The following is a 21257-nucleotide window of genomic DNA, read 5'->3' on the forward strand; positions in this document are numbered from 1 at the left end:
CTTCCCTTCACAAGACCTCGAGTGCCCGTTGTCGTACGGTGCAGCGTTCACGTCTATCTCTACCTTGTCAGGCGAAATCATATGCAGTCTCGGCGTGCTCGGCCTCGTCGATGCCGTTCGCCTCCTCCTCGTCCGTCACACGCCAGCCGAGAGGCTTGAGCGCGAACGCGATGACCGCGGTGACGATGGCGGTGAAGATCAGCGCGAACAGTGCGATGACGATCTGCACGACGAGCTGCTTGTAGTCGCCGCCGTAGAACAGGCCGGTCTCGGATCCGAGGAAGCCGATTCCGATGGTTCCCCACAGGCCTGCGACGAGGTGAACGCCCACGACGTCGAGCGAGTCGTCGTAACCGAACTTGAACTTCAGGCCGACGGCCAGTGCGGAGAGCACACCGGCGATGACACCGAGGATCATGGCTCCGACCGGCGTGAGTGCGCCTGCGGCCGGGGTGATCGCGACCAGACCTGCAACGATGCCCGAGGCGGCGCCGAGGCTGGTGGCGTGTCCGTCGCGGATGCGCTCGGTGATGAGCCAGCCCACGATGGCGGCTGCCGTGGCTGCGGTGGTGTTGACCCAGGCCACACCGGCGATTCCGTCGGCCGCGAAGGCGGAACCGGCGTTGAATCCGAACCAGCCGAACCACAGCAGAGCTGCGCCGAGCATCACGAACGGAAGGTTGTGCGGGCGGTAGGCGACCTTGCCGAAGCCGGCGCGCTTGCCGATGATGATCGCCAGAATCAGACCGGCGATACCGGCGTTGATGTGCACGACGGTGCCACCGGCGAAGTCGATCGGAGCGACGTTGGCGACGAGTCCGCCTTCACCGTCGTCGGTGGTGCCGAAGATCATTGCCGCAAGACCGTTCTCGGATCCGGAGAGCAGTCCGCCACCCCAGACCATGTGTGCGAGCGGGAAGTACGCGAGGGTGACCCAGATACCGGCGAAGGCGAGCCAGGTGCCGTACTTGACGCGGCCTGCGATCGAGCCGCTGATCAGTGCGACCGTGATGATGGCGAAGGTGACCTGGAATGCCACGTCGATGACGTTGGCGTAGCCCCAAGCTCCGACGATGTAGTTGCCGTCCGCGTCGGTGATCGAATCCTTGAGTCCGAAGAACTCGAACGGGTTGGCGAAGACTCCGCCGATGTCCTGGGTGCCGTAGGACATCGACCAGCCCCACAGGAAGTAGATGATCGAGACGACGGCCATTGCTCCGAACGACATCATCATCATGTTCAACACGGACTTCTGCTGCGACATACCGCCGTAGAAGAACGCCAAGCCCGGCGTCATCAGCAGTACCAGCGATGCTGCCATCAGCATCCACGCGGCGTTGCCGGAGTTGGCCAACATATCCTCGGGACTCACGTACACCCTCCATTCTCCTGCACACCGGTTGGCGCGCCGTTAAGCAAGAAGAGTGGTTTCACGAGGTTTCATCCGTGACACTCGGGTGTTTCGGGCATGTGAACGCATGACCGGATTCTGTTGCAAAAAGGTTTCGTGCTGGCGTTTGTGCTTTTTCCCCGTTTCGCAGGCCACCCTGCGGGGTCGATCAGCCGAGCAGCGCGTCCACGAACGCACCGGGCTCGAACGGTGCCAGATCGTCGGCACCTTCCCCGAGACCGACGAGCTTGACGGGCACTCCGAGCTCACGCTGCACCTGAAAAACGATGCCACCCTTCGCGGTTCCGTCGAGCTTGGTCAGCACGACACCTGTGATGTTCACGATCTCGGCGAAGACACGGGCCTGCGTCAGTCCGTTCTGGCCCACGGTTGCGTCGAGAACGAGCAGAACGTCGTCGACGTGGGCCCTCTTCTCGATGACACGCTTGACCTTGCTCAGTTCGTCCATCAGACCCGATTTGGTGTGCAACCGTCCCGCGGTGTCGATGAGAACCACATCGACGCCGTTCTCGATCCCTTTGCTCACCGCGTCGAAGGCGACCGCAGCCGGATCCGCTGCCTCCTTGCCGCGAACCACCTCGGCACCCACTCGCTCGGCCCAGGTCTGCAGCTGATCGGCCGCAGCAGCGCGGAACGTGTCGGCGGCACCGAGCAGCACCCGCCGCCCGTCCGCGACCAGGACCCGAGCCAGTTTGCCCGTGGTGGTGGTCTTGCCGGTGCCGTTGACTCCGACCACCAGCAACACCGCGGGGGCACCGTCGTGTGGCAGAGCACGAATGGACCGGTCGAACTCGGGGTGCAACTGCGCCACGAGAATTTCGCGCAGCAGGGCCCTGGCATCGGCTTCGGTGCGAATACTGCGGGCCGCCATCTGCTCACGCAGCGTCCGCATGATCTCCGCGGTGGTCGCCGACCCGATATCGGCGATCAGCAGCGTGTCCTCGACCTCTTCCCACGAATCCTCGTCCAGGTCGCCGCCGCCGAGCAGTCCCAGCAGGCTCTTGCCCACCGCGGACTGAGATCGTGCGAGCCGTCCACGGAGACGATCGAGACGGCCCTCGGTCGGGTCGATGGTGTCCAACCGTCGAGGCGCAGGAGCAACGGTGTCTTCCACCGGAGGCTCGGGCGCATCAGGCTCGGCGACGGTGACATCGGTCGCCGAGGCCTCCGGTTCGAGCACTTCCGGCTCGATCCAGACGGTCTCCGATTCGACCGGTTCGGCCGTGGGAACCACCGGCGGCGGCTCCACCGGCTTCGGCTCGGCCGGCTTGGGGGCCTTCGAGATCACGGGCTCGGCTGTCGCCGTTCCCTGACTGAACGAGAAACCGCTGCCCGCGGTGTAGCCACCGGATCTGTCCTTGGTGGCCGCGTCCTCTATTCGCGCCGCCTCGTCCGACTTGAGGGACACTCTCCGACGACGGGAGAGCGCCAGCCCGACGACGAGGACGACGAGCAGGACGGCAGCGATCGCCGCGACGATGATCCACGCTTGGTTACTCACGTGGAACATCCTCTCAGGCGATCGTGGCCGCTCGTCACCGGTGGTGCACCGACCGCGAAAAAGCGCTTCCCGCCCGGGAGTTCGAGTCGATAGCATTCACGGTCATGGAGTGGACCACGGTGCGTGACGCCGCCGAGCTGACCGAGATGTTCGGAACGCCGAGCTTCCGAGCCGCGAACAAGGACCGACGCACGCTGCACCCCCTCGACGTGCAGTGGCTCGCTGCCTCACCGTTCTGCCTCCTCGGAACCTCCGACGCGAGCGGGAGATGCGACGTCTCACCCAAGGGCGATCCGGCCGGCAGTCTGGTGCACGTCCTCGACGACACCACGATCGCCCTCGCCGAGCGGCCGGGCAACCGCCGGATGGACGGCTATCGCAACATTCTCGAGAACCCGTTCGTCGGCCTGAACTTCTTCGTCCCCGGCCGCGGCGACACCCTTCGCATCAACGGTCGCGCGTCCCTGGTCACCGACGCGCCGTTCTTCGACGAGCTTCGGGTCGAGGGTCATCGCCCGATCTTGTGCCTGGTCGTCGACATCGAGGAAGTGTTCCACCACTGTGCGAAGGCGTTCATGCGGTCCAAGTTGTGGCAGCCCGAGACGTGGGACGCCGACGCCATCCCCGATGTCGCCACTCTGACGAAGGCGTTGATTCCGCAGGCTCCCGAGACGGTGGAGGAACTACGCGAGTACTACGGACCGTCCTACGCGGAGCAGCTCTATCCGAAGCAGTAGCTGCGGCGGACGAACCTCAGGAGACGGTGTCGGGTTCGGCGACGACGGATGCCGCCTCCGGCTCGTGTGCGTCGGGCTCCGCTGCGTCCGGCTCGTGGGCGTCCGGCTCCACCGCGTGCGGCTCCACTGCGTCCGGCTCCACTGCGTCCGACTCGGCCGCGGACACCGCGACGCGTTCTCGGTTCAACCGCTGCGAGATGACCGTGGTGATGCCGTCGCCGCGCATGCTGACGCCGTACAGCGCGTCGGCCACCTCCATCGTCGGCTTCTGGTGCGTGATCACGATCAGCTGCGACTTCTCGCGAAGCTGCTCGAACAGTCCGATCAGACGACGCAGGTTGGTGTCGTCCAGTGCGGCCTCGACCTCGTCCATGACGTAGAACGGTGACGGTCGGGCGCGGAAGATGGCCACCAGCATGGCCACCGCGGTCAGCGATTTCTCGCCACCGGAGAGCAACGAGAGTCGCTTGACCTTCTTGCCGGGCGGGCGGGCCTCGACCTCGATGCCGGTGGTGAGCATGTCCGACGGGTCGGTCAGGATCAGTCGTCCTTCACCGCCGGGGAAGAGCTTGGCGAACACCCCGGTGAATTCTCGTTCGACGTCGAGCCAGGCCTCGGTGAAGACCTGCAGGATCCGTTCGTCGACGTCGGCGACGACGCCGAGAAGGTCCTTACGGGCGGACTTGACGTCCTCGAGCTGGGTGGACAGGAAGTTGTAGCGCTCCTCGAGGGCCGCGAACTCCTCGAGGGCGAGCGGGTTCACCTTGCCGAGTGTGGCGAGGTCGCGCTCGGCGCGTTTGGCGCGCTGCTCCTGGGTGGCTCGGTCGAACGGCATCGGGGCAGGTGCCACCACCTGCTCACCCCGCTCCTTGGCCGCCTCGTACTCGGCCATCTCCAGTTCGGTGGGAGGCAGGGCCACATCGGGCCCGTACTCGGCCACCAGATCGTCGAGGCCGATGCCGTGCTGCTCGAGAATCGTCGTCTCGAGTTGTTCGATCCGCAGCGCTGCCTGCGCACGGGCGACCTCGTCCCGGTGCACGGCGTCGGTGATCGACGCCAGCTGACCCTGCAGGGCTCGGACCTGCTCTTTGACCTTGTCGAGCTCGATTGTGCGCGTTGCACGCTCGGCGGACAGCTCGTCGCGCCTACGGGCAGCGGCCGCAACGACCGTGGCCAACCGCGCGGCGACTTCTTCGCCCGCTTCCCCGACCGCCGCCGCCACTGCGGCCGCATGCCGACGCGCTGCGCTCTCGCGCTCGGCTCGCGCCCTGGCCTCACGCTCGGCTCGCGCCGCCCGTCGAAGCGAATCCGCCCGGCCTCGTACGGACTGTGCGCGCTCTTCGGCGGTCCGCACGTTCAACCGAGCTTCGACCTCTACCGCACGCACTTCGGTCAGTGCCGCTGCCGCCATCTCCCGTTCCATGGTGGTCGCAGCGTCACCGCTCTCGCCGTCTCCCGCGAAGCCGGATTGCTCGTCTTCTGCCGTCCGCAGGTTCTCTTCCAGCTCGGCCAGCCGCGCGATCGCTTCTTCTCGACTGGCCTCGGCAGAGCTACGCTGCGTCGTCAATCGCGCAGACTCCGCGTGAGCCGAACGCGCCAGTTGACCCAATCGGCCCAACTGTTCGTACACCGCGGCCATCGCGGCGTCGGATTCGTTGAGTGCTGCGAGCGCTTGCTCGGCCGATTCGCGCCGATCCCGTTGTTCTTCCAACGCGCCTGCCAACGCCGCGTCGAGCTCCTCCGCGCGGCGGACCGCCGCGGCCAACTCCACCGTCGACGTGTCGATGGCCGACTGAACCTCGAGGGTGCTCGGACGACGGTCCGAGCCACCGGTGACCCAACCGGCTTCGACGACGTCGCCGTCCTTGGTCACCGCACGCAGCTCACCGGAATCGGAGACCAGACGGTGGGCCGCGTCGAGCGAGTCGACGGCGACCACACCGTCGAGCAGGGCCGCCATGGCCCCGGCCAGCCGGTCCGGATACTCGATCAGGTCCAGCACCCATCGAGCGCCGTTCGGGAGGTCCGGACGTGGAACCGGTTGCGCTGCAACGACATTGCCGTGCACGATGGACGCGCGACCACCGTCGGCCGCACGCAGCGCCAGCACGGCATCACGCGCGGCATCGAACGATTCGGCGTGTGCGGCATCGGCGGCCGGACCCATGGCCACTGCCACCGCGATCTCGTATCCCGGTTCGACCGTGAGATGGCCCGCGAGCAGACCCGACAGACCGTCCTGCTGATTCTCCACCAGCCACCCGGCACCGTCCTTGCGTTCGAGGCCCATCGTGAGCGCCTCGATCCTGGCCTCGAACGACGCCACCTTCTTGCCCGCGATGCGTTCTTCTGCCTGCAGCTCCGTCACTCGGGCGTCGGCATGTCGCAGTGCGGCGACGGCTCGCTCGTAGTGCGTGTCGAGGCTCAGTTCGCTCGCGTCGAGGGTGCCGATCTGATCCTGCACACTCTCGAATTCGCGCTGAGCCGATTCGCCGCGCTCGCGGGCCTCGTCGATGGCCACCGACAAACGCGCCACCTCCGCGTCGATCGACTCGACCTTGGTTCGGAAGGTATCGACTCGGCCGGACAGACGCGCGAATCCCTCGCGGCGGTCGGCCACCGCGCGCACGGCAGCGAGGTGGGCACGCTCGGCGGCCGCAGCGGCGGCTTCACGCTCGGCCAGCTGCTCACGTGCCGCCTCGAGGGTTTCGCGTGCCATCTCGACGGCCTCGACGAGTTCCATCTCTTCTTCGGCGACTCGATCGGCCTGCGCTTCGAGCTCGTCCGGGTCCTGTCCCCGACCGGTGGATTGCACGGCGTCGAGATGCCGAGCACGTTCGTGGGCGATTCGAACCGTCGCGTTGACGCGTTCGGCGAGGGCCGACAGACGGAACCACGTCTGCCCGGCGGCCTCGGCGCTGGGGGTCAGCCGGGCGACGGCCTGTTCGTGTTCGCCGAGTGCCACCGAGCCGGCTTCGAGGGCGTCCTGCACCATCGCGTACTGCTCACGCGCCGCTTCCTCGTCCTGGGTCTGGTTCGCGAATTCCTCGCGCCTGGCCACCAGGTCGTCGGCCACCAGTCGCAGCCGGGCGTCGCGCAGGTCGGCCTGGACGGTCTGCGCGCGACGCGCGACCTCGGCCTGCCTCCCGAGAGGCTTGAGTTGGCGGCGCAATTCCGTCGTGAGGTCGGTCAACCGCGCCAGGTTGGCCTGCATCGCGTCGAGCTTGCGAACGGCCTTTTCCTTGCGCTTGCGGTGCTTGAGCACCCCGGCTGCTTCCTCGATGAAGGCTCGACGGTCCTCGGGCCGCGATTCCAGGATCGCGGCGAGCCGGCCCTGCCCGACGATCACGTGCATCTCGCGACCGATACCGGAGTCGCTCAGCAGTTCCTGAACGTCCATCAATCGGCACGAACTGCCGTTGATCTCGTACTCACCCGCGCCGTCACGGAACATACGGCGGGTGATCGAGACCTCGGAGTAGTCGATCGGGAGTGCGCCGTCGGAATTGTCGATCGTCAGAGTGACCTCTGCGCGGCCGAGCGGGGCTCGACCCGACGTGCCCGCGAAGATGACGTCTTCCATCTTCCCGCCGCGCAACGCCTTGGCGCCCTGTTCACCCATCACCCAGGTCAGGGCATCGACGACATTGGATTTGCCGGAGCCGTTGGGGCCGACGACACAGGTGATTCCGGGCTCGAAACGAAGAGTCGTCGCCGAAGCAAAGGACTTGAAGCCCTTCAGCGTCAGACTCTTGAGATACATAGCGTCCGTACTTTACCGGCACGCTGCCCGAAAGTGCGCCGAGCCTCCCGCAACGGACGATCAGCGTTCGACGAATCCCGCCAGATCTCCGCGGGCGGCGTCCCAACTCTCCACGACGAGCGTGACCCTGCCCGGAGTCCGATCACCTCGGAGCAGGGCCAGGAGCGCTTCGAGATGCTCACGTGGGCCCTCCGCTATCACCAGGACTCGTCCGTCCGCGTGATTGGTCGCGTGACCGACGAGTCCGAGTTCGAGTGCGCGCGAGCGAGTCCACCACCGAAACCCGACGCCCTGAACGAGCCCGTGCACCCACGCCGTCAACCGTTCGTCCTTCATGCCTGCCATCCGGGCTCGAGCTTCCTGACAGTTCCATCGAAACTGGTGGCGTACAACGCTTTCTCGTCGAATCCGACGCCGCCGAAGGCGACCGACGAGGTCAGCGGAACGCCGGTCGCTATCACACAGGAGGCACCGGATTCCGGATCGATACGGACCACCCTGCCGGCGAGATTCTGTGCGAGATAGACCGTTCCGTCGTCGCCGACGGTCAGGTCGTCCGACATCGCCAGTGGTCCGACACCGTCGATGCGAATGCGCGCGGACGGTCCGGACGGATTCTGCTCGTCGAGCACGGTGAGCGTGGTCTCGAGATCGAACGTGTTGGCCACGTACATCTTTCCGTTACCGATTCCGATGCCGTTGGCCGATCCCAGATCGGTACGCACCGTCGACACCGAACCGTCGACCGCAACGCGCGTCAGGCCGGAGTGGCCACCCAGGTTGCGGGTGGTGAACAGATCACCGGTCGCCGATCGCGCCAGCCCGTTGGGCATCGTCAGGCCCGACGCGTACGTCGACCGAACCCCCGTGCCGAGATCGATCGTGTCGACGGTGCCGGTTCGGCTATCGAGAAGACCTGCGGCAGCGCTGTTTCCGGTCGTGAAGTACAGCGTGTCGGCGTCGCGGACCAGTCCGCCAGGCGACTGGACGTCGGCGACGAGTGTGCCCCGTGCGCCGTTGGGGGCCACGGTACGCAGCGCGCCGGGTCCGATGAGAGAGGTCTCGGACACGATCATCGAGCCGCGGCCGTCGAACTCGAGGTTCTCGAGCACCCCGAATCCCGACGCCACCGTGCTCACCGACCACGGAGTGCAACTGCTCGACGCCTCGGCGGTGGGAGCCAGGGCGGTCGCCGTGCCGAGGATCAGACCCGCGACTATTACGGCCGCCCCGGCTCTCATCAGGCGTCCACGTCGATGTCCAAGGTGATCTTCGTACCCGCCTTCAGGGTGCGCCCGACGGTGCACACCTTGTCGATGGCGCGCTCGACGACGGTGAGCAGACGCTCCTGCGCCTCGGGGTCCATCGCGCCGAGGTCGACTCGGAGAATCTCGTTCAGTTCCGGGTAGAGCTCGTTTTCGCGATCGGCGGCCCCGGAGACCTCGACGGTGGCTGCGTAGTCGTCGCCCACTCGCCGCGAGAGCGGTAGGTCCGAGCTCATGCCGGTGCATGCGGCGAGTGCGATCTTGAGCAGCTCGCCGGGGGTGAAGACGCCCTCCACCGATTCCGACCCGATGAGCACTTCGGCTCCTCGGGAGCTGCGGCCGGTGTAGCGACGGGTGCCTGTGCGCTCGACCCAGAGGTTGGTCGGCGTGCTCTGTTCTGCCATGACGGAAATACTAGGCGGGCTCTTCAGGAGTCGAACCCGCGGAATGACCTGGGCGCTGTCAGCTGCGCACGTGTCGGGGTCGCGGCTGGCAGGTGGGGCAGCTGAACGAGCTGCGGTTCATGAACTTCTCGCGTCTGATCGGGGTTCCGCACCGCGAGCACGGCAGACCCTCCTGACCGTAGGCGTCTAGGGAACGATCGAAGTAGCCGGACTGCCCGTTGACGTTGACGTACAACGCGTCGAACGAGGTTCCACCCTGCGCGAGGGCCTCGCCCATGACGGCGTGCACTGCGGTCAGAAGGCGCCGCAGCGCCGGCCGCGTCAGCGCCTCCGCGATTCGATTGCCGTGGATCTTCGCGCGCCACAGCGCCTCGTCGGCATAGATGTTGCCCACGCCCGAGAGCACCGTCTGATCGAGCAGTGCCCGCTTGATCTCGGTGTGCTTGCCGCGCAACACGTCGACCACCGATTCGGCGTCGAACAGTGGATCGATCGGATCGCGGGCGATGTGTGCGACCGGTTCGGGTAACTCCGTGCCGTCAACGGTGACGATCGGGGCGAGCGCCCAGCCGCCGAAGGTGCGTTGATCGACGAAGCGCAGATCGGCGCCGTCGTCGAGTCGTGCCCGGATCCGGAGGTGCTTCTCGTCCGGGGCGGATGGCGGCTGCACCAGCATCTGTCCGCTCATGCCCAGGTGCACGACGGTGGCGAAGTCGCCGGGTTCCATCACCAGCCACAGGTACTTTCCGCGCCGCCGAGCCGAGGAGACGCGCTGACCGCGCAGCTGGCCGATCAGATCGAGGCCACCGAGATCGTGACGCCGCACGGCGCGAGGGTGCAGAACTTCCACCGATTGCATCGTCCTGCCGACGACGTGAGATTCCAGACCGAGCCGGACGACCTCGACCTCGGGGAGTTCCGGCATCAGGATTCGTCGGTTGCCGGCTCGCCGGGAATCGCGGTGTCGTTGTTCGACAACGTGTTCCACGCCAGACTGGCGGCCTTCTGTTCTGCTTCCTTCTTCGACCGACCGATACCGACGCCGCGCGGGAATCCGCCGACCAACACGGTCGCGGTGAATTCCTTGTCGTGGTCGGGTCCGGTCGACGAGATCTCGTACGCCGGAACGCCGAGTGCACGTTCGGCGGTCAGTTCCTGCAGGCTCGTCTTCCAGTCCAGCCCGGCACCGAGCTTGGGAGCTCGATCGAGGAGGCCTGCGAACAGCGTCAGGACAACGGTGCGAGCGACGTCGATGCCGTGCTGGAGGTGGATTGCACCCAGCAACGACTCCATGCCGTCGGCAAGGATGCTCGGCTTGTCGCGCCCACCGGTCTGTTCCTCGCCCTTACCCAGCAGCAGATGGCGACCCAGTCCGCCGTCACCGAGACCACGCGCGACTTCCGCCAAGGCGTGCATGTTGACCACGCTCGCCCTGATCTTGGCCAGCTGACCTTCGGATTTGGTGGGATGCACCGCGTAGAGGTGCTCGGTCACCGCAAGACCGAGGACGGAATCTCCCAGGAACTCGAGCCGCTCGTTGGTGGGCAGACCACCGTGTTCGTACGCGAACGATCGGTGCGTCAGCGCCAGCGTCAGCAGAGGTTCCGACAGGGAAACACCGATAGCGGCGAGGAGCGACTCTCGGTCGTCCCCGCCGCCGGCGGCAGTGGAGCTATTCTTCTGTGAACCGCTGTTGTGCCGGTCCACTACTTCGTTTGTCACGTAAGCGGAAATCAGACCGCTGCGACGACCTGGCGGCCCTTGTAGGTGCCGCACGAGGGGCACGCGATGTGGGGCAGAGTCTTCTCGCCGCAACCGCGGTTGGGGCACGTCACGAGGGTGGGCGCAGTGGTTTTCCACTGTGCACGACGCGACCTCGTGTTGGAACGCGACATTTTGCGCTTCGGGACAGCCACTTACTTCTCCTCGGCTTCGTTGTTCACAAGTTCTGTGCTCGGTTCTGGATCCACGCCAAATTTGGCTGCAAGACCAGCCCAGCGAGGATCAATTGTATCGTGACTGTGGCCGGATTCAGCAATCGCCAGGCGAACGCCGCATTCTGGGCACAATCCCTCGCACTCGTCGCTGCACACGGGGTGGAGTGGAAGCTCCAGACCGACCGCGTCGACAATGACGGGTTCGAGATCTATCAGGTCGTCGACGATGCGGTGAATCTCGTCCGCATCGGTTGTCTCCTCGGTGATGCTGTTCGGGTACGCGAACAACTCCGTCAAGTAGACGTCGACGTTGCCACCGACCGGGTCGAGGCAACGAGTGCACTCCCCGGCCGTGGCCGCTCGTACGGAGCCGGTGACGAGAACGCCCTCCGAGACCGCCTGCAACTGCAGATCGAGCGAGACCGGAACACCGGCTTCGATGGCTATGGCATCGAGGCCGATTCGGGAAGGAGCCGGAACCGTCCGCTCGATGGCCTTCGTCGACCCGGGTCGACGACCGAGGTTGAGAATGTCCAGAACGAATCCGTCGTCCAATTCCGGACGGGTCGTTCTCTTGGGCGGGGGCACGTCTGTTCTTCCTTACTGTCGGTATGCCTACTGTCGGTAAGCAACCCCACAACGATACGCATACGTGCATACGAGGGCAAATCGCTGCCGATCAGTGGCGGCTGCGACGCCCCTGCTCCTGGCTCCCGTACGCGGATTCTCCGTACGGCTCACTGCCGTACTCGGGCACGCCCGAGCCGGTTCGCAGCTGCTGACGCCCACGTCCGACCGAACGAATGGTGCCGCTGAGGAACTCCTCGAACTCTGCAAGCTTGGTGTCGACGTAGACGTCGCACTCGCTGCGCATCCGGTCCGATTCGGCGTGAGCGCTGTCGATCACCCGAGCCGACTCGGCGTGGGCCGCCTGAACGACCTCGGTCTCCGACACGAGGCGGTTCTGTTCGGCAGTACCGTCCGCGACGGACCGCTCGTACGACGCCGTCCCGGACTCGATCATCCGATCGGCCTCGGTGCGGGCGCGAACGGTCAGAGCCTCGTACTCGCGCTGGCCTTCGAGCACCGTTCGCTCGGCCTCCGCCTCGGCATCGGCCACGAGCTGGTCGGCATGCGCCGACGCCTCGGACACCATGCGATCTGCCTGTGCCTTGGCGTCGGCGAGAATGCGATCGGCCGAATCCCGAGCGTTCTCGACCGTGTTCTGGGCCTCGGCGTTGGCGGTGCCGACCGTCTTCTCCGCGGTGGCCCTGGCATCGCCGACGAGCTTGTCGCGATGGTCCAGTACGTCCTGGGCGTCGTCCAGCTCGCCGGGGATCGCGTCCCGAACGTCGTCGAGCAGTTCCAGGACATCGCCGCGAGGGACGACGCACCCGGCAGTCATCGGAACGCCGCGCGCCTCCTCGACAATGGCGACGAGCTCGTCGAGCGCCTCGAATACGCGGTACACCGGTTACCCCAATCGTCGAATCTGCCACTGCGCGGTCTTCACTCGCAGTGCTGCGCTGTTCAGTCTGCCCGCCGAGGCGGACGTCTGCGCTATACCGGCTCGGTGTGTCGCTCTTCGAACTACTCTGCGGCCCGCTCGGCGATACGGGCGGTCAGGCGGTCCTGAACGAAGGGCGGCAGCATCCCGGTGACGTCTCCCCCGAAGGTCGCGACTTCCTTGATCAGCGAACTGGACAGAAAGCTGTGCGCTGGATTCGCCGGGAGGAACAGCGTGTCCACTCCGGTGAGGGTTCGATTCATCTGCGCCATCTGCAACTCGTAGTCGAAATCGACCGAACTGCGCAGACCTTTGACGATCGCCGAAAAGCCTTCTTGCCGAGCGTAATCGACCAACAGTCCGTACCACGAGCCGATCCTGACGTTCGGCAGATGCTCCGTGGCGACCTCGAGCATCTCGATCCGCTCGTCGATGCTGAACATTCCCTTCTTGCTCTTGTTCACCATCACCGTGACCACCACCTCGTCGAAGGCTGTGGCCGCCCGCTCGAAGATGTCGAGGTGACCGTTGGTCACCGGGTCGAAGGATCCAGGGCAGAGTGCGCCAGTCATGCCCGCGAACCTATCAGCCGATCCCGTGCACGCTCGCTACGCACGTGCAGCGATCTCGATTCGACTCTCGCCGTACTTCTTCGACTTCTCCGGGACCAGTCCGGTCGGCCATCGGGTCTCCGGCGAACGCGACGACCGCTCCAGGACGACGACCGCATCGGGTGTGAGCCATCCCCCGACGACGAGCCTGTCCAACAGCCCGGCGACGGCAGTGTCGGTGACGGCATACGGCGGGTCGGCCAACACCAGGTCGTACTCGGCATCCGCTGCCCCGGCCAGCACGGAGGCCACCGGGGCGCAGCGGACCGAAGCGCCGGGCAACCCCACCGACTCGATGTTCTTTCGCACCACCGCCGCCGCTCGGGCATCGGACTCGACCAACACCGCCGACGACGCTCCACGCGAGAGTGCCTCCAGCCCCAGTGCTCCCGATCCCGCGAACAGATCCAGTACCGCGGCACCGCCGAGTTCCATCCGACTCTCCAGCGAGCTGAACAGCGCTTCGCGAACTCGCTCGGAGGTGGGGCGGGTGCCCTGGCCGGGAACCGACAATCGTCGACCACCCGCGACACCCGCCACGATCCGCGTCATTCGCTGCCGGCCTCTTCGCCCGTCGACCCCCCACCGATGACGACGAGCAGATCGCCGCCTTCCACCTGCTGCACACCGGAGATCGCCAACCGGGTCACGGTGCCACCGCGGGAAGCGGTGATCGCGGCCTCCATCTTCATCGCCTCGATCGTGGCGACGGTGTCTCCGGCCGAGATCTTCTGTCCCTCCTCGACCGACAGCGTCACCACACCGGCGAACGGTGCCGGAATATGACCGGAGTTGGATCGATCCGCCTTCTCGACCGTGGGGGCCTCGCTCGAGATGGACCGGTCACGCACCGAGACCGGACGCAACTGTCCGTTCAGGATGCACATGACGGTGCGCATTCCGCGCTCGTCGGGGTCGGAGATCGCCTCGAGCCCGATCAGCAGTTCGACGCCCTTCTCCAGGGCCACCCGATGCTCCTCGCCCTGCCGCAGGCCGTAGAAGAACTGATTGGCCGACAGCCGCGTCGTATCGCCGTACTTCTCGCGGTGAGCGGCGAGTTCGGCTGTGGGACCGGGGAACAACAGACGGTTGAGAGTCTCGCGGCGCTGAGCCGAGGTGCCGTCGAGGTTCTTCTCGTCCTCATCGGTGAGCGGTGTCACCGGCTTGCCCTCGCCACGACCCTCCAGCGCCTTCGTCCGCAACGGTTCCGGCCATCCGCCCGCAGGCGTACCCAGATCGCCGCGCAGGAATCCGATCACCGAATCGGGGATGTCGTAGCGACCGGGATTCTGGGCGAATTCCTCGGCGGACGCGCCTGCACCGACCAGAGCAAGTGCCAGGTCGCCGACGACCTTCGAGCTCGGTGTCACCTTGGTCAGACGGCCCAACATGCGGTCGGCTGCAGCGTAATTGGCCTCGACGGTCTCGAACCGATCACCGAGCCCGAGCGAGATGGCCTGCTGCCGTAGGTTCGAGAGCTGTCCGCCGGGGATCTCGTGGGTGTACACGCGACCCGTCGGTGCCGGCAGACCGGACTCGAACGGCGCGTACACCTTTCGCACGGCTTCCCAGTACGGCTCGAGGTCACAGACAGCCTGCAGATTCAGGCCGGTGTCGCGCTCGGTGTGCGCGGCAGCCGCCACGATCGCCGACAACGCAGGCTGGCTGGTGGTGCCTGCCATCGCGGCGCTGGCACCGTCGACGGCGTCGGCCCCGGCCTCCCATGCGGCGAGGTAGGTCGCGAGCTGACCACCGGGTGTGTCGTGGGTGTGTACGTGAACGGGCAGATCGAAGTTCGAGCGCAGTGCCGTCACCAGAGTCTTGGCTGCGGGTGCGCGCAGCAGTCCTGCCATGTCCTTGATGGCGAGCACGTGCGCGCCTGCGTCGACGATCTGCTCGGCCAACTTCAGGTAGTAGTCGAGGGTGTAGAGGTTCTCGTTCGGGTTCGACAGATCACCCGTGTAGCTCAGTGCCACCTCGGCGAGCGCCGTGCCGGTCTCGCGCACGGCATCGATGGCCGGACGCATCTGATCGACATTGTTGAGCGCGTCGAAGATGCGGAAGATGTCGATGCCGGTGTCGGTGGCCTCGGCGACGAAGCTGCGGGTCACCTTCTCCGGGTACGGGGTGTAGCCGACGGTGTTCCTGCCGCGCAGCAACATCTGAATTGCGATGTTCGGCACGGCCTCTCGCAGGCTCGCCAATCTCTCCCACGGATCCTCGTGCAGGAATCGCAGTGCCACGTCGTAGGTGGCACCGCCCCACGCCTCGATGGAGAGCAGCTGCGGCGTGGTGCGCGCGACGTACGGAGCGACTCCGAGCAGTCCGCTCGTCCTCACGCGCGTGGCCAGCAACGACTGATGCGCGTCGCGGAACGTGGTGTCGGTGACGCCGAGGGCTTTTCGATTGCGCAGATCGCGAGCGAACCCCTCGGGTCCGAGCGCAAGCAGCCGCTGCCTCGAACCGTCCGGGATCGGGGCTGCGAAGTCCACCGGCGGCAGCTTGTCGTGCGGGTACACCGACGACGGACGCTCGCCGTGCGGCTTGTTCACCGTCACGTCGGCCAGGTACGCGAGAATCTTGGTGCCGCGGTCGCCCGAGGAGCGCGAGGTGAGCAGTTCGGGGCGCTCCTCGATGAACGAGGTGGTGACCCGGCCCGCGGTGAAGTCGGGATCGACCAGAACCGCTTGCAGGAACGGGATATTCGTGGCGACACCGCGAATCCTGAACTCCGCCAGGGCTCGTCGGGCACGCGCCACGGCGGTGTCGAAGTCACGGCCTCGGCAGGTGAGCTTGACGAGCATGGAGTCGAAGTAGGCACCGACCTCGGCACCCAGAGTGGTACCACCGTCGAGGCGCACTCCGGCACCGCCCGGCGTCCGGTACGCGGTGATGCGTCCGACATCCGGGCGGAATCCGTTCGCCGGATCCTCGGTGGTGATGCGGCACTGCAGAGCCGCACCACGCAGCACGATGTTCTCCTGCTGCAGACCGAGATCGGCAAGTGTCTCTCCCGAGGCGATCCGCAGCTGAGACTGCACCAGATCCACATCGGTCACCTCTTCGGTGACGGTGTGCTCCACCTGGATTCGAGGGTTCATTTCGATGAAGACGTGATTACCGCGGGTGTCGAGCAGGAACTCGACGGTACCGGCACACGAATAGCCGATCTGCTTCGCGAACGCGACGGCGTCGGCGCAGATCTTCTCCCGCAATCCCTCGGGCAGATTCGGAGCCGGAGCGAGCTCGATGACCTTCTGATGCCGACGCTGTACGCTGCAGTCGCGCTCGAACAGGTGCACCACGTTGCCCTGGCCGTCGGCCAGGATCTGAACCTCGATGTGCCGGGGATCGATCACGGCTTGCTCGAGGAACACGGTCGGATCACCGAAGGCCGATTCCGCCTCGCGCGCAGCAGCTTCGATGGATTCGCGCAGCTGCTCGGGCTCGGCCACTCGGCGCATACCGCGGCCGCCACCGCCCGCGACGGCCTTGACGAACAGCGGGAACGTCATCGACTCGGACTCGGCCACGAGCGCGTCCACATCGGACGACGGTTCCGACGACGCCAGTACCGGAAGTCCAGCCGCCTTGGCTGCCGCGATCGCGCGGGCCTTGTTGCCGGTCAGTTCGAGAACATCGGCGGACGGGCCGACGAAGGTGATGCCTGCCTCGGCGCACGCCGCGGCCAGATCCGGGTTCTCGGAAAGGAATCCGTATCCGGGGTACACCGCGTCCGCACCGCTGCGTTTGGCAGCGGCGACGATCTCGTCGACCGAGAGGTACGCGCGAACGGGATGGCCCTTCTCCCCGATCTGGTACGCCTCGTCGGCCTTCGTCCGATGTACCGAGTTCCTGTCCTCGAACGGGAACACCGCAACGGTCGAGGCCCCGAGTTCGTAGGAGGCGCGGAAGGCACGGATGGCAATTTCACCGCGGTTGGCAACCAAAACTTTGGAGAACATTGGCTCAACTTACCCGGCAGCGTCGGCCACCGAGGCGTACTGATCTCATCATGCGGGACGATGTGCTCGATTTTCTCCACTGAAACGGTGCAGTAGGTAACGACCGACCCCTCGACCGCTCCTGCCCACCCGTCAGGACTTCTGGAGGTAATCGACTCGATCCGATCGCCAAGCCGATCGCATCATCGACGCGATGCCGGGATCGTTCGCCAGCGAGGGGTCCCGCGCGAACAGGGACCGGGCGCAGTCCTGCGCGTCCGCGATGATGTCCTCGTCGTCGATGAACGAGAGCAGCCGCAACCCGCTGACCGTGCCCGACTGTGCAGCACCGAGAACGTCGCCCTCGCGACGAGTGGCCAGATCCAGCTTGGCCAGCTCGAAACCGTCGTTGGTCGCTGCCACCGCCTCGAGCCGGGCGAACGAGCCGCCCGCGGGGCTGAGATAGCTGATCATGATGCACAGGCCCTGATGCCCACCTCGGCCGATTCGGCCTCGCAACTGGTGCAGTTGGCTCACGCCGAATCGGTCCGCATCCATGATGACCATGACCGTCGCGTTGGGAACGTCCACTCCCACTTCGACCACCGTGGTGCAGACCAGGACGTCGATCTCGCCGGAGTTGAACTCGGACATGGTGATGTCCTTGTCGTCTCCCGACAGTCGTCCGTGCAGCAGACCCACGCGCAGATCGTGCATCGGTCCGGTGGAGAGGGTCTCGTACAGCTCCACCGCAGCCGTGGTCTCGGGGCCGTCCTCCGTGCTCGCACTCTTCTTCTTCGCAGCGCTCTTCTTCCCCGTCTCCGCGTCCTCGTCGTCGCCGATGCGGGAGCACACCACGTAGGCCTGGCGACCGGCTGCCACTTCCTCGTGAATACGCTGCCACGCTCGATCCACCCAGCCCGGTTTGCTCCTGGCAGGCACCACGTTGCTGACGATGGGCGATCGGCCGCGGGGCAGTTCGGTGAGCACCGACGTCTCGAGGTCGCCCAACGTCGACATCGCGATGGTCCGCGGGATGGGGGTTGCGGTCATCACGAGCAAGTGCGGACTGGTGTTGTCGCGAGCTTTCGCGCGCAACGCATCTCGTTGCTCGACGCCGAACCTGTGCTGTTCGTCGACGACGACCATCGCGAGATCGAGGAATTCGACGCGGTCCTCGATCAGGGCGTGGGTGCCGATCACGATGCCTGCATCACCGGTGACGGCGTCGAGCAGCGCGGATCGCTTGGCCGCAGTGGACATCGAACCGGTCAACAAGGCGACCTTGGTCGCCAGCTCGTGCGATCCGAGTTCGCCGCCGGCCGCGAGGCTCCCGAGCATCGACCGAATCGAGCGCGCGTGTTGGGAGGCGAGAACCTCCGTCGGTGCCAGCAACGCACACTGATGCCCGGCATCGATCACCTGCAGCATCGCCCGCAGGGCAACGATCGTCTTGCCCGAGCCGACCTCACCCTGCAACAGTCGCGACATCGGATGCGGTGCCGACAGATCGTGGGCGATCTCGGCTGCCACCTGGTGCTGGCCGGCCGTCAACTCGAACGGCAGACGCCGATCGAACTCCGCGGCGAGACCGTCGGTGATCGGTGGGCATCGCGGAGCCACGCGGGTGGATGCGTCGCGTCGGCGGTCGGCGAGGACGAGCTGAACGGCGAGCGCCTCGTCGAACTTCAGCCGCTCGCGCGCAGAGTCCTTGTCCTGTGCGGTATCCGGGAAATGGACCGACCGCAGCGCGGTGTCGATGTCGACGAGACCGCGCTGCGCACGAACCGACTCGGGCAACGGATCCACCACATCGTCGAGTTGGTCGAGCACCTGTCGGACACAGCGCATGAAGGTCCAGCTCTCGACGTCCTTCGCGGCCGGGTAGATGGGCACGAACGCGCGATCGAACACCGACATGTCCACGGCACCGGAGGAATCGACCGAGCCGCGAGCGAGTCCGGCCAGGGTGCCACCGCCGACGATTCGACCTGCAGGCACGACGGCACCGTCGTTGCCGTCTCCGCCGAGAATCACGTAGCTGGGGTGCGTGAGATTCCACCGCTTGCCGAAGTACTTGACCTTGCCCGAGAACATTCCTCGACGACCGGGCAGCAGAACGTGCTTGAGCTTGTGCGGACTGAAGAAGGTGGCGTCGATCCGCTGCCCGTCGGCAGCGAGTGTCACGGCGAGGAACTGACCGTTGCGGTTCTTCATCGAACGCAGCGTCGCGGACTCGACCGTTGCGACGATGGTGATGTGCTCGCCCTCGGGCGGCTCCTTCTCCCCCAGCTCCGAACCGTGCGTCATGTAGCGGTGCGGATAGTGCCGCAGCAGGTCCTCGACAGTGTGAATTCCGAAGACGTCGGCCAGCGGCGTCGCCGCCGCGGCTCCCAGGATGTGATCGAGCCGATCCACCAGCGTTGCCATTGTCCGAGATTCCCTATTCCACTCCGAATTGCACGAGATCCCCCGGCTGTCCACCTGTATAGACCACCACGTCGACCCCGGGATGTGCGCCCGCCACGTACTCGGCCAACCGATCACCGAAGTCATCCGACGCCTGGGCCCCGACGAGCACCGTCACCAGCTCCCCTCCCGTGGCCAGGAGCTGATCGAGCAACCGACACCCCGCATCGAGCGGACGAGCGGCGACGATCACCACCTCCTGCCCCGCCAGCCCGATGCAGTCGCCCGGCTCGCAGGTGCCGACCCACGTCAGAGATCGCTCCTGTGCGATACGTAGAGAACCCCACCTCGTGCCCGCCGCCGCCTCGGACATCGTGAACGCGTCGTCGACTGCGGCGCGGGCGGCATCGTGCACCGCGAGCGCGGCCAGTCCCTGCACCATCGCCGAACACGGCAACATCACCACGTCCTTGCCGTCCGCTCGGGCAGCGGCGCCGACCGCGACGAGTTCCTGCGCGGACAACGCGCCGTTCGGCAACACCAACACCTCACGATGCTTCATCCCGACGATCGCGCGATGCAGCACCGAGGAGTCGATCGCCTCGTCGCACCGCACCACCGTCGCACCTTCCTGAACGTAGAGGTCTGCGGCACCGTCACCGGCCACCAGCGCCAAAATATCGCGACCGACCGACAGCACCGCTGTGTCGCGGCTTTCGGGGATCGCGACTGCGGCGAACTCGGCCGGACCGAAACACGAGATACGCACTCCGCGAACATCTCCGGCGGCGATGCCGCGGTCGACGGCACCACCGGGGTCGGTGGTGTGTACGTGCGCGGACCAGGCCCCGGAACCGTCACCGGCGACGACGACCGAGTCTCCGATGTCGGCCAGTGCTCGGCGAAGTTCCGCCGCCCCCGCGTCGTCCGGCCCGTGCACGACGTAGACCACCTCGTACCCGAGGGAGCGAGACGATCCGTACTCCGACACCGCGACGGGTGCACGGCCGCAGTCCGACGAGAGGTTCGGCGCATCGTCGCCCGTCCGGCGTTCGTGCTCGTGTGGGCGACGGTATCGCCTGCGCGGCGGCGTGCGGCCGATCACCACCTCCACGAACGCGTCGACGATCACCGAGAGACCGAGAGCTCCTGCGTCCACGACACCGGCCTCGCGGAGTTCGGCGAGTTGGTCCGTCGTGCTGTCGACAGCTCTAGCAGTGGCCTCGGCGATGTCGACCACCAGCGTGGAGAGGCTGACATTGGCATCGTGCGCCGAGGCTTCGCGATCGGCTGCGGCCAGAACGGTGAGCATCGTGCCCTCGACGGGAACGCTGACCGCGCCCGCGACCAGGACTCTGGCGCGACGCAGCATCGCCTGCATCGACACCGTGTCCAGCGGGCCGTCCGCTGCGGCCTCGGCGACGGCGCGCAACAGCTGGGACACGATCACTCCCGAGTTCCCCCGCGCCCCCGCGACCGCCCCCACTGCCAGCGCTCGCCCAATGGAGCGGGCGTCCGCAGCGGGCCCGGCTGCGCGCATCGATTCCACCGCGGCGCGGAAGGTGAACATGAGATTGGTGCCGGTATCCGAGTCGGGGATGGGGAACACGTTGAGTGCATTGATCTCGTCGCACCGCGCGGTGAGGGAATCGACGCAGTGGTAGGCCCACCGGCGCAGGGCCGCGGCATCGATCGATTCGAGAACGTCGACCACCTCGGCCAGCCTCCCCCCGCGTCACGTCCCTCACCTCGTCCGAACTCCCTCGCG

Annotated in this window: 17 protein-coding genes; 1 reads left to right on the forward strand and 16 read right to left on the reverse strand. The window is 66.3% G+C overall.

The window, feature by feature from the left end:
- Nucleotides 1-67: 67 nt before the first annotated feature.
- Together CH249_RS23865 and ftsY are read right to left on the reverse strand one after the other, a co-directional pair.
- Complete coding sequence (locus tag CH249_RS23865) at nucleotides 68-1357, reverse strand: ammonium transporter (protein WP_176459326.1); 1290 nt, start codon at nucleotides 1355-1357, stop codon at nucleotides 68-70.
- Nucleotides 1358-1559: 202 nt separating this feature from the next.
- Nucleotides 1560-2912 carry a signal recognition particle-docking protein FtsY gene (gene ftsY, locus CH249_RS23870; protein ID WP_094682948.1) on the reverse strand — a complete coding sequence of 451 codons (1353 nt, stop codon included), beginning with the start codon at nucleotides 2910-2912 and terminating at the stop codon, nucleotides 1560-1562.
- 104 nt (nucleotides 2913-3016) lie between these two features.
- Between ftsY and CH249_RS23875 the strand changes: the two genes are divergently transcribed.
- Complete coding sequence (locus tag CH249_RS23875) at nucleotides 3017-3649, forward strand: pyridoxamine 5'-phosphate oxidase family protein (RefSeq protein WP_045195605.1); 633 nt, start codon at nucleotides 3017-3019, stop codon at nucleotides 3647-3649.
- 16 nt (nucleotides 3650-3665) lie between these two features.
- Here the strand turns inward: CH249_RS23875 and smc are convergent, their stop codons facing one another.
- The 14 genes from smc to CH249_RS23945 all read right to left on the reverse strand — a co-directional run bounded on the left by smc (nucleotide 3666) and on the right by CH249_RS23945 (nucleotide 21203).
- Entirely contained in the window at nucleotides 3666-7412 is a 3747-nt protein-coding gene (gene smc, locus CH249_RS23880) for a chromosome segregation protein SMC (protein WP_256988444.1), read from the reverse strand.
- A gap of 60 nt (nucleotides 7413-7472) precedes the next feature.
- On the reverse strand, nucleotides 7473-7748 hold the full coding sequence (locus tag CH249_RS23885; RefSeq protein ID WP_094682949.1) for an acylphosphatase: 276 nt from the start codon (nucleotides 7746-7748) through the stop codon (nucleotides 7473-7475).
- Complete coding sequence (locus CH249_RS23890; protein ID WP_256988445.1) at nucleotides 7745-8653, reverse strand: SMP-30/gluconolactonase/LRE family protein; 909 nt, start codon at nucleotides 8651-8653, stop codon at nucleotides 7745-7747. Before CH249_RS23890 ends, CH249_RS23885 begins: the two co-directional genes overlap by 4 nt.
- Nucleotides 8653-9081 (reverse strand): OsmC family protein, encoded by a 429-nt coding sequence (locus CH249_RS23895; RefSeq protein WP_094682863.1) that lies wholly within the window; start codon nucleotides 9079-9081, stop codon nucleotides 8653-8655. The genes CH249_RS23890 and CH249_RS23895 overlap by 1 nt, the downstream gene beginning before the upstream one ends.
- Nucleotides 9082-9139: 58 nt before the next feature.
- Nucleotides 9140-10006 carry a bifunctional DNA-formamidopyrimidine glycosylase/DNA-(apurinic or apyrimidinic site) lyase gene (mutM, locus tag CH249_RS23900; protein ID WP_094682864.1) on the reverse strand — a complete coding sequence of 289 codons (867 nt, stop codon included), beginning with the start codon at nucleotides 10004-10006 and terminating at the stop codon, nucleotides 9140-9142.
- A complete protein-coding gene (gene rnc / locus CH249_RS23905) occupies nucleotides 10006-10788 on the reverse strand; it encodes a ribonuclease III (protein WP_032397785.1) in 783 nt (260 codons plus the stop codon). Before rnc ends, mutM begins: the two co-directional genes overlap by 1 nt.
- 26 nt (nucleotides 10789-10814) lie before the next feature.
- Nucleotides 10815-10997, reverse strand: a complete 183-nt coding sequence (gene rpmF, locus CH249_RS23910; protein WP_032397784.1) for a 50S ribosomal protein L32 — start codon at nucleotides 10995-10997, stop codon at nucleotides 10815-10817.
- Nucleotides 10998-11606: a DUF177 domain-containing protein gene (locus tag CH249_RS23915; protein WP_032397783.1), complete on the reverse strand. Its 609-nt coding sequence runs from the start codon at nucleotides 11604-11606 to the stop codon at nucleotides 10998-11000.
- 91 nt (nucleotides 11607-11697) lie between these two features.
- On the reverse strand, nucleotides 11698-12489 hold the full coding sequence (locus tag CH249_RS23920; protein ID WP_032397782.1) for a DivIVA domain-containing protein: 792 nt from the start codon (nucleotides 12487-12489) through the stop codon (nucleotides 11698-11700).
- Nucleotides 12490-12608: 119 nt separating this feature from the next.
- Nucleotides 12609-13097, reverse strand: a complete 489-nt coding sequence (coaD, locus tag CH249_RS23925) for a pantetheine-phosphate adenylyltransferase (RefSeq protein WP_094682865.1) — start codon at nucleotides 13095-13097, stop codon at nucleotides 12609-12611.
- A gap of 36 nt (nucleotides 13098-13133) precedes the next feature.
- Nucleotides 13134-13688: a 16S rRNA (guanine(966)-N(2))-methyltransferase RsmD gene (rsmD, locus tag CH249_RS23930; protein ID WP_045195615.1), complete on the reverse strand. Its 555-nt coding sequence runs from the start codon at nucleotides 13686-13688 to the stop codon at nucleotides 13134-13136.
- A complete protein-coding gene (locus CH249_RS23935) occupies nucleotides 13685-17101 on the reverse strand; it encodes a pyruvate carboxylase (RefSeq protein WP_094699025.1) in 3417 nt (1138 codons plus the stop codon). The genes rsmD and CH249_RS23935 overlap by 4 nt, the downstream gene beginning before the upstream one ends.
- Before the next feature lie 132 nt (nucleotides 17102-17233).
- On the reverse strand, nucleotides 17234-19510 hold the full coding sequence (gene recG / locus CH249_RS23940; RefSeq protein ID WP_094682867.1) for an ATP-dependent DNA helicase RecG: 2277 nt from the start codon (nucleotides 19508-19510) through the stop codon (nucleotides 17234-17236).
- Nucleotides 19511-19523: 13 nt separating this feature from the next.
- Entirely contained in the window at nucleotides 19524-21203 is a 1680-nt protein-coding gene (locus CH249_RS23945; RefSeq protein ID WP_094682868.1) for a DAK2 domain-containing protein, read from the reverse strand.
- Nucleotides 21204-21257: the final 54 nt, after the last annotated feature.

The sequence above is a fragment of the Rhodococcus sp. 05-2255-3B1 genome (genome assembly GCF_002258545.1).
Lineage (GTDB): Bacteria > Actinomycetota > Actinomycetes > Mycobacteriales > Mycobacteriaceae > Rhodococcoides.

Bases quoted from the DNA above. Each gene is read 5' to 3' on its own strand.
- coaD (WP_094682865.1), bottom strand. From the start codon at position 13,097: ATGACTGGCGCACTCTGCCCTGGATCCTTCGACCCGGTGACCAACGGT.
- smc (WP_256988444.1), bottom strand. From the start codon at position 7,412: ATGTATCTCAAGAGTCTGACGCTGAAGGGCTTCAAGTCCTTTGCTTCG.
- CH249_RS23890 (WP_256988445.1), bottom strand. From the start codon at position 8,653: ATGAGAGCCGGGGCGGCCGTAATAGTCGCGGGTCTGATCCTCGGCACG.
- CH249_RS23935 (WP_094699025.1), bottom strand. From the start codon at position 17,101: ATGTTCTCCAAAGTTTTGGTTGCCAACCGCGGTGAAATTGCCATCCGT.
- CH249_RS23875 (WP_045195605.1), top strand. From the start codon at position 3,017: ATGGAGTGGACCACGGTGCGTGACGCCGCCGAGCTGACCGAGATGTTC.
- CH249_RS23865 (WP_176459326.1), bottom strand. From the start codon at position 1,357: ATGTTGGCCAACTCCGGCAACGCCGCGTGGATGCTGATGGCAGCATCG.
- CH249_RS23885 (WP_094682949.1), bottom strand. From the start codon at position 7,748: ATGAAGGACGAACGGTTGACGGCGTGGGTGCACGGGCTCGTTCAGGGC.
- CH249_RS23895 (WP_094682863.1), bottom strand. From the start codon at position 9,081: ATGGCAGAACAGAGCACGCCGACCAACCTCTGGGTCGAGCGCACAGGC.
- recG (WP_094682867.1), bottom strand. From the start codon at position 19,510: ATGGCAACGCTGGTGGATCGGCTCGATCACATCCTGGGAGCCGCGGCG.
- rsmD (WP_045195615.1), bottom strand. From the start codon at position 13,688: ATGACGCGGATCGTGGCGGGTGTCGCGGGTGGTCGACGATTGTCGGTT.
- mutM (WP_094682864.1), bottom strand. From the start codon at position 10,006: ATGCCGGAACTCCCCGAGGTCGAGGTCGTCCGGCTCGGTCTGGAATCT.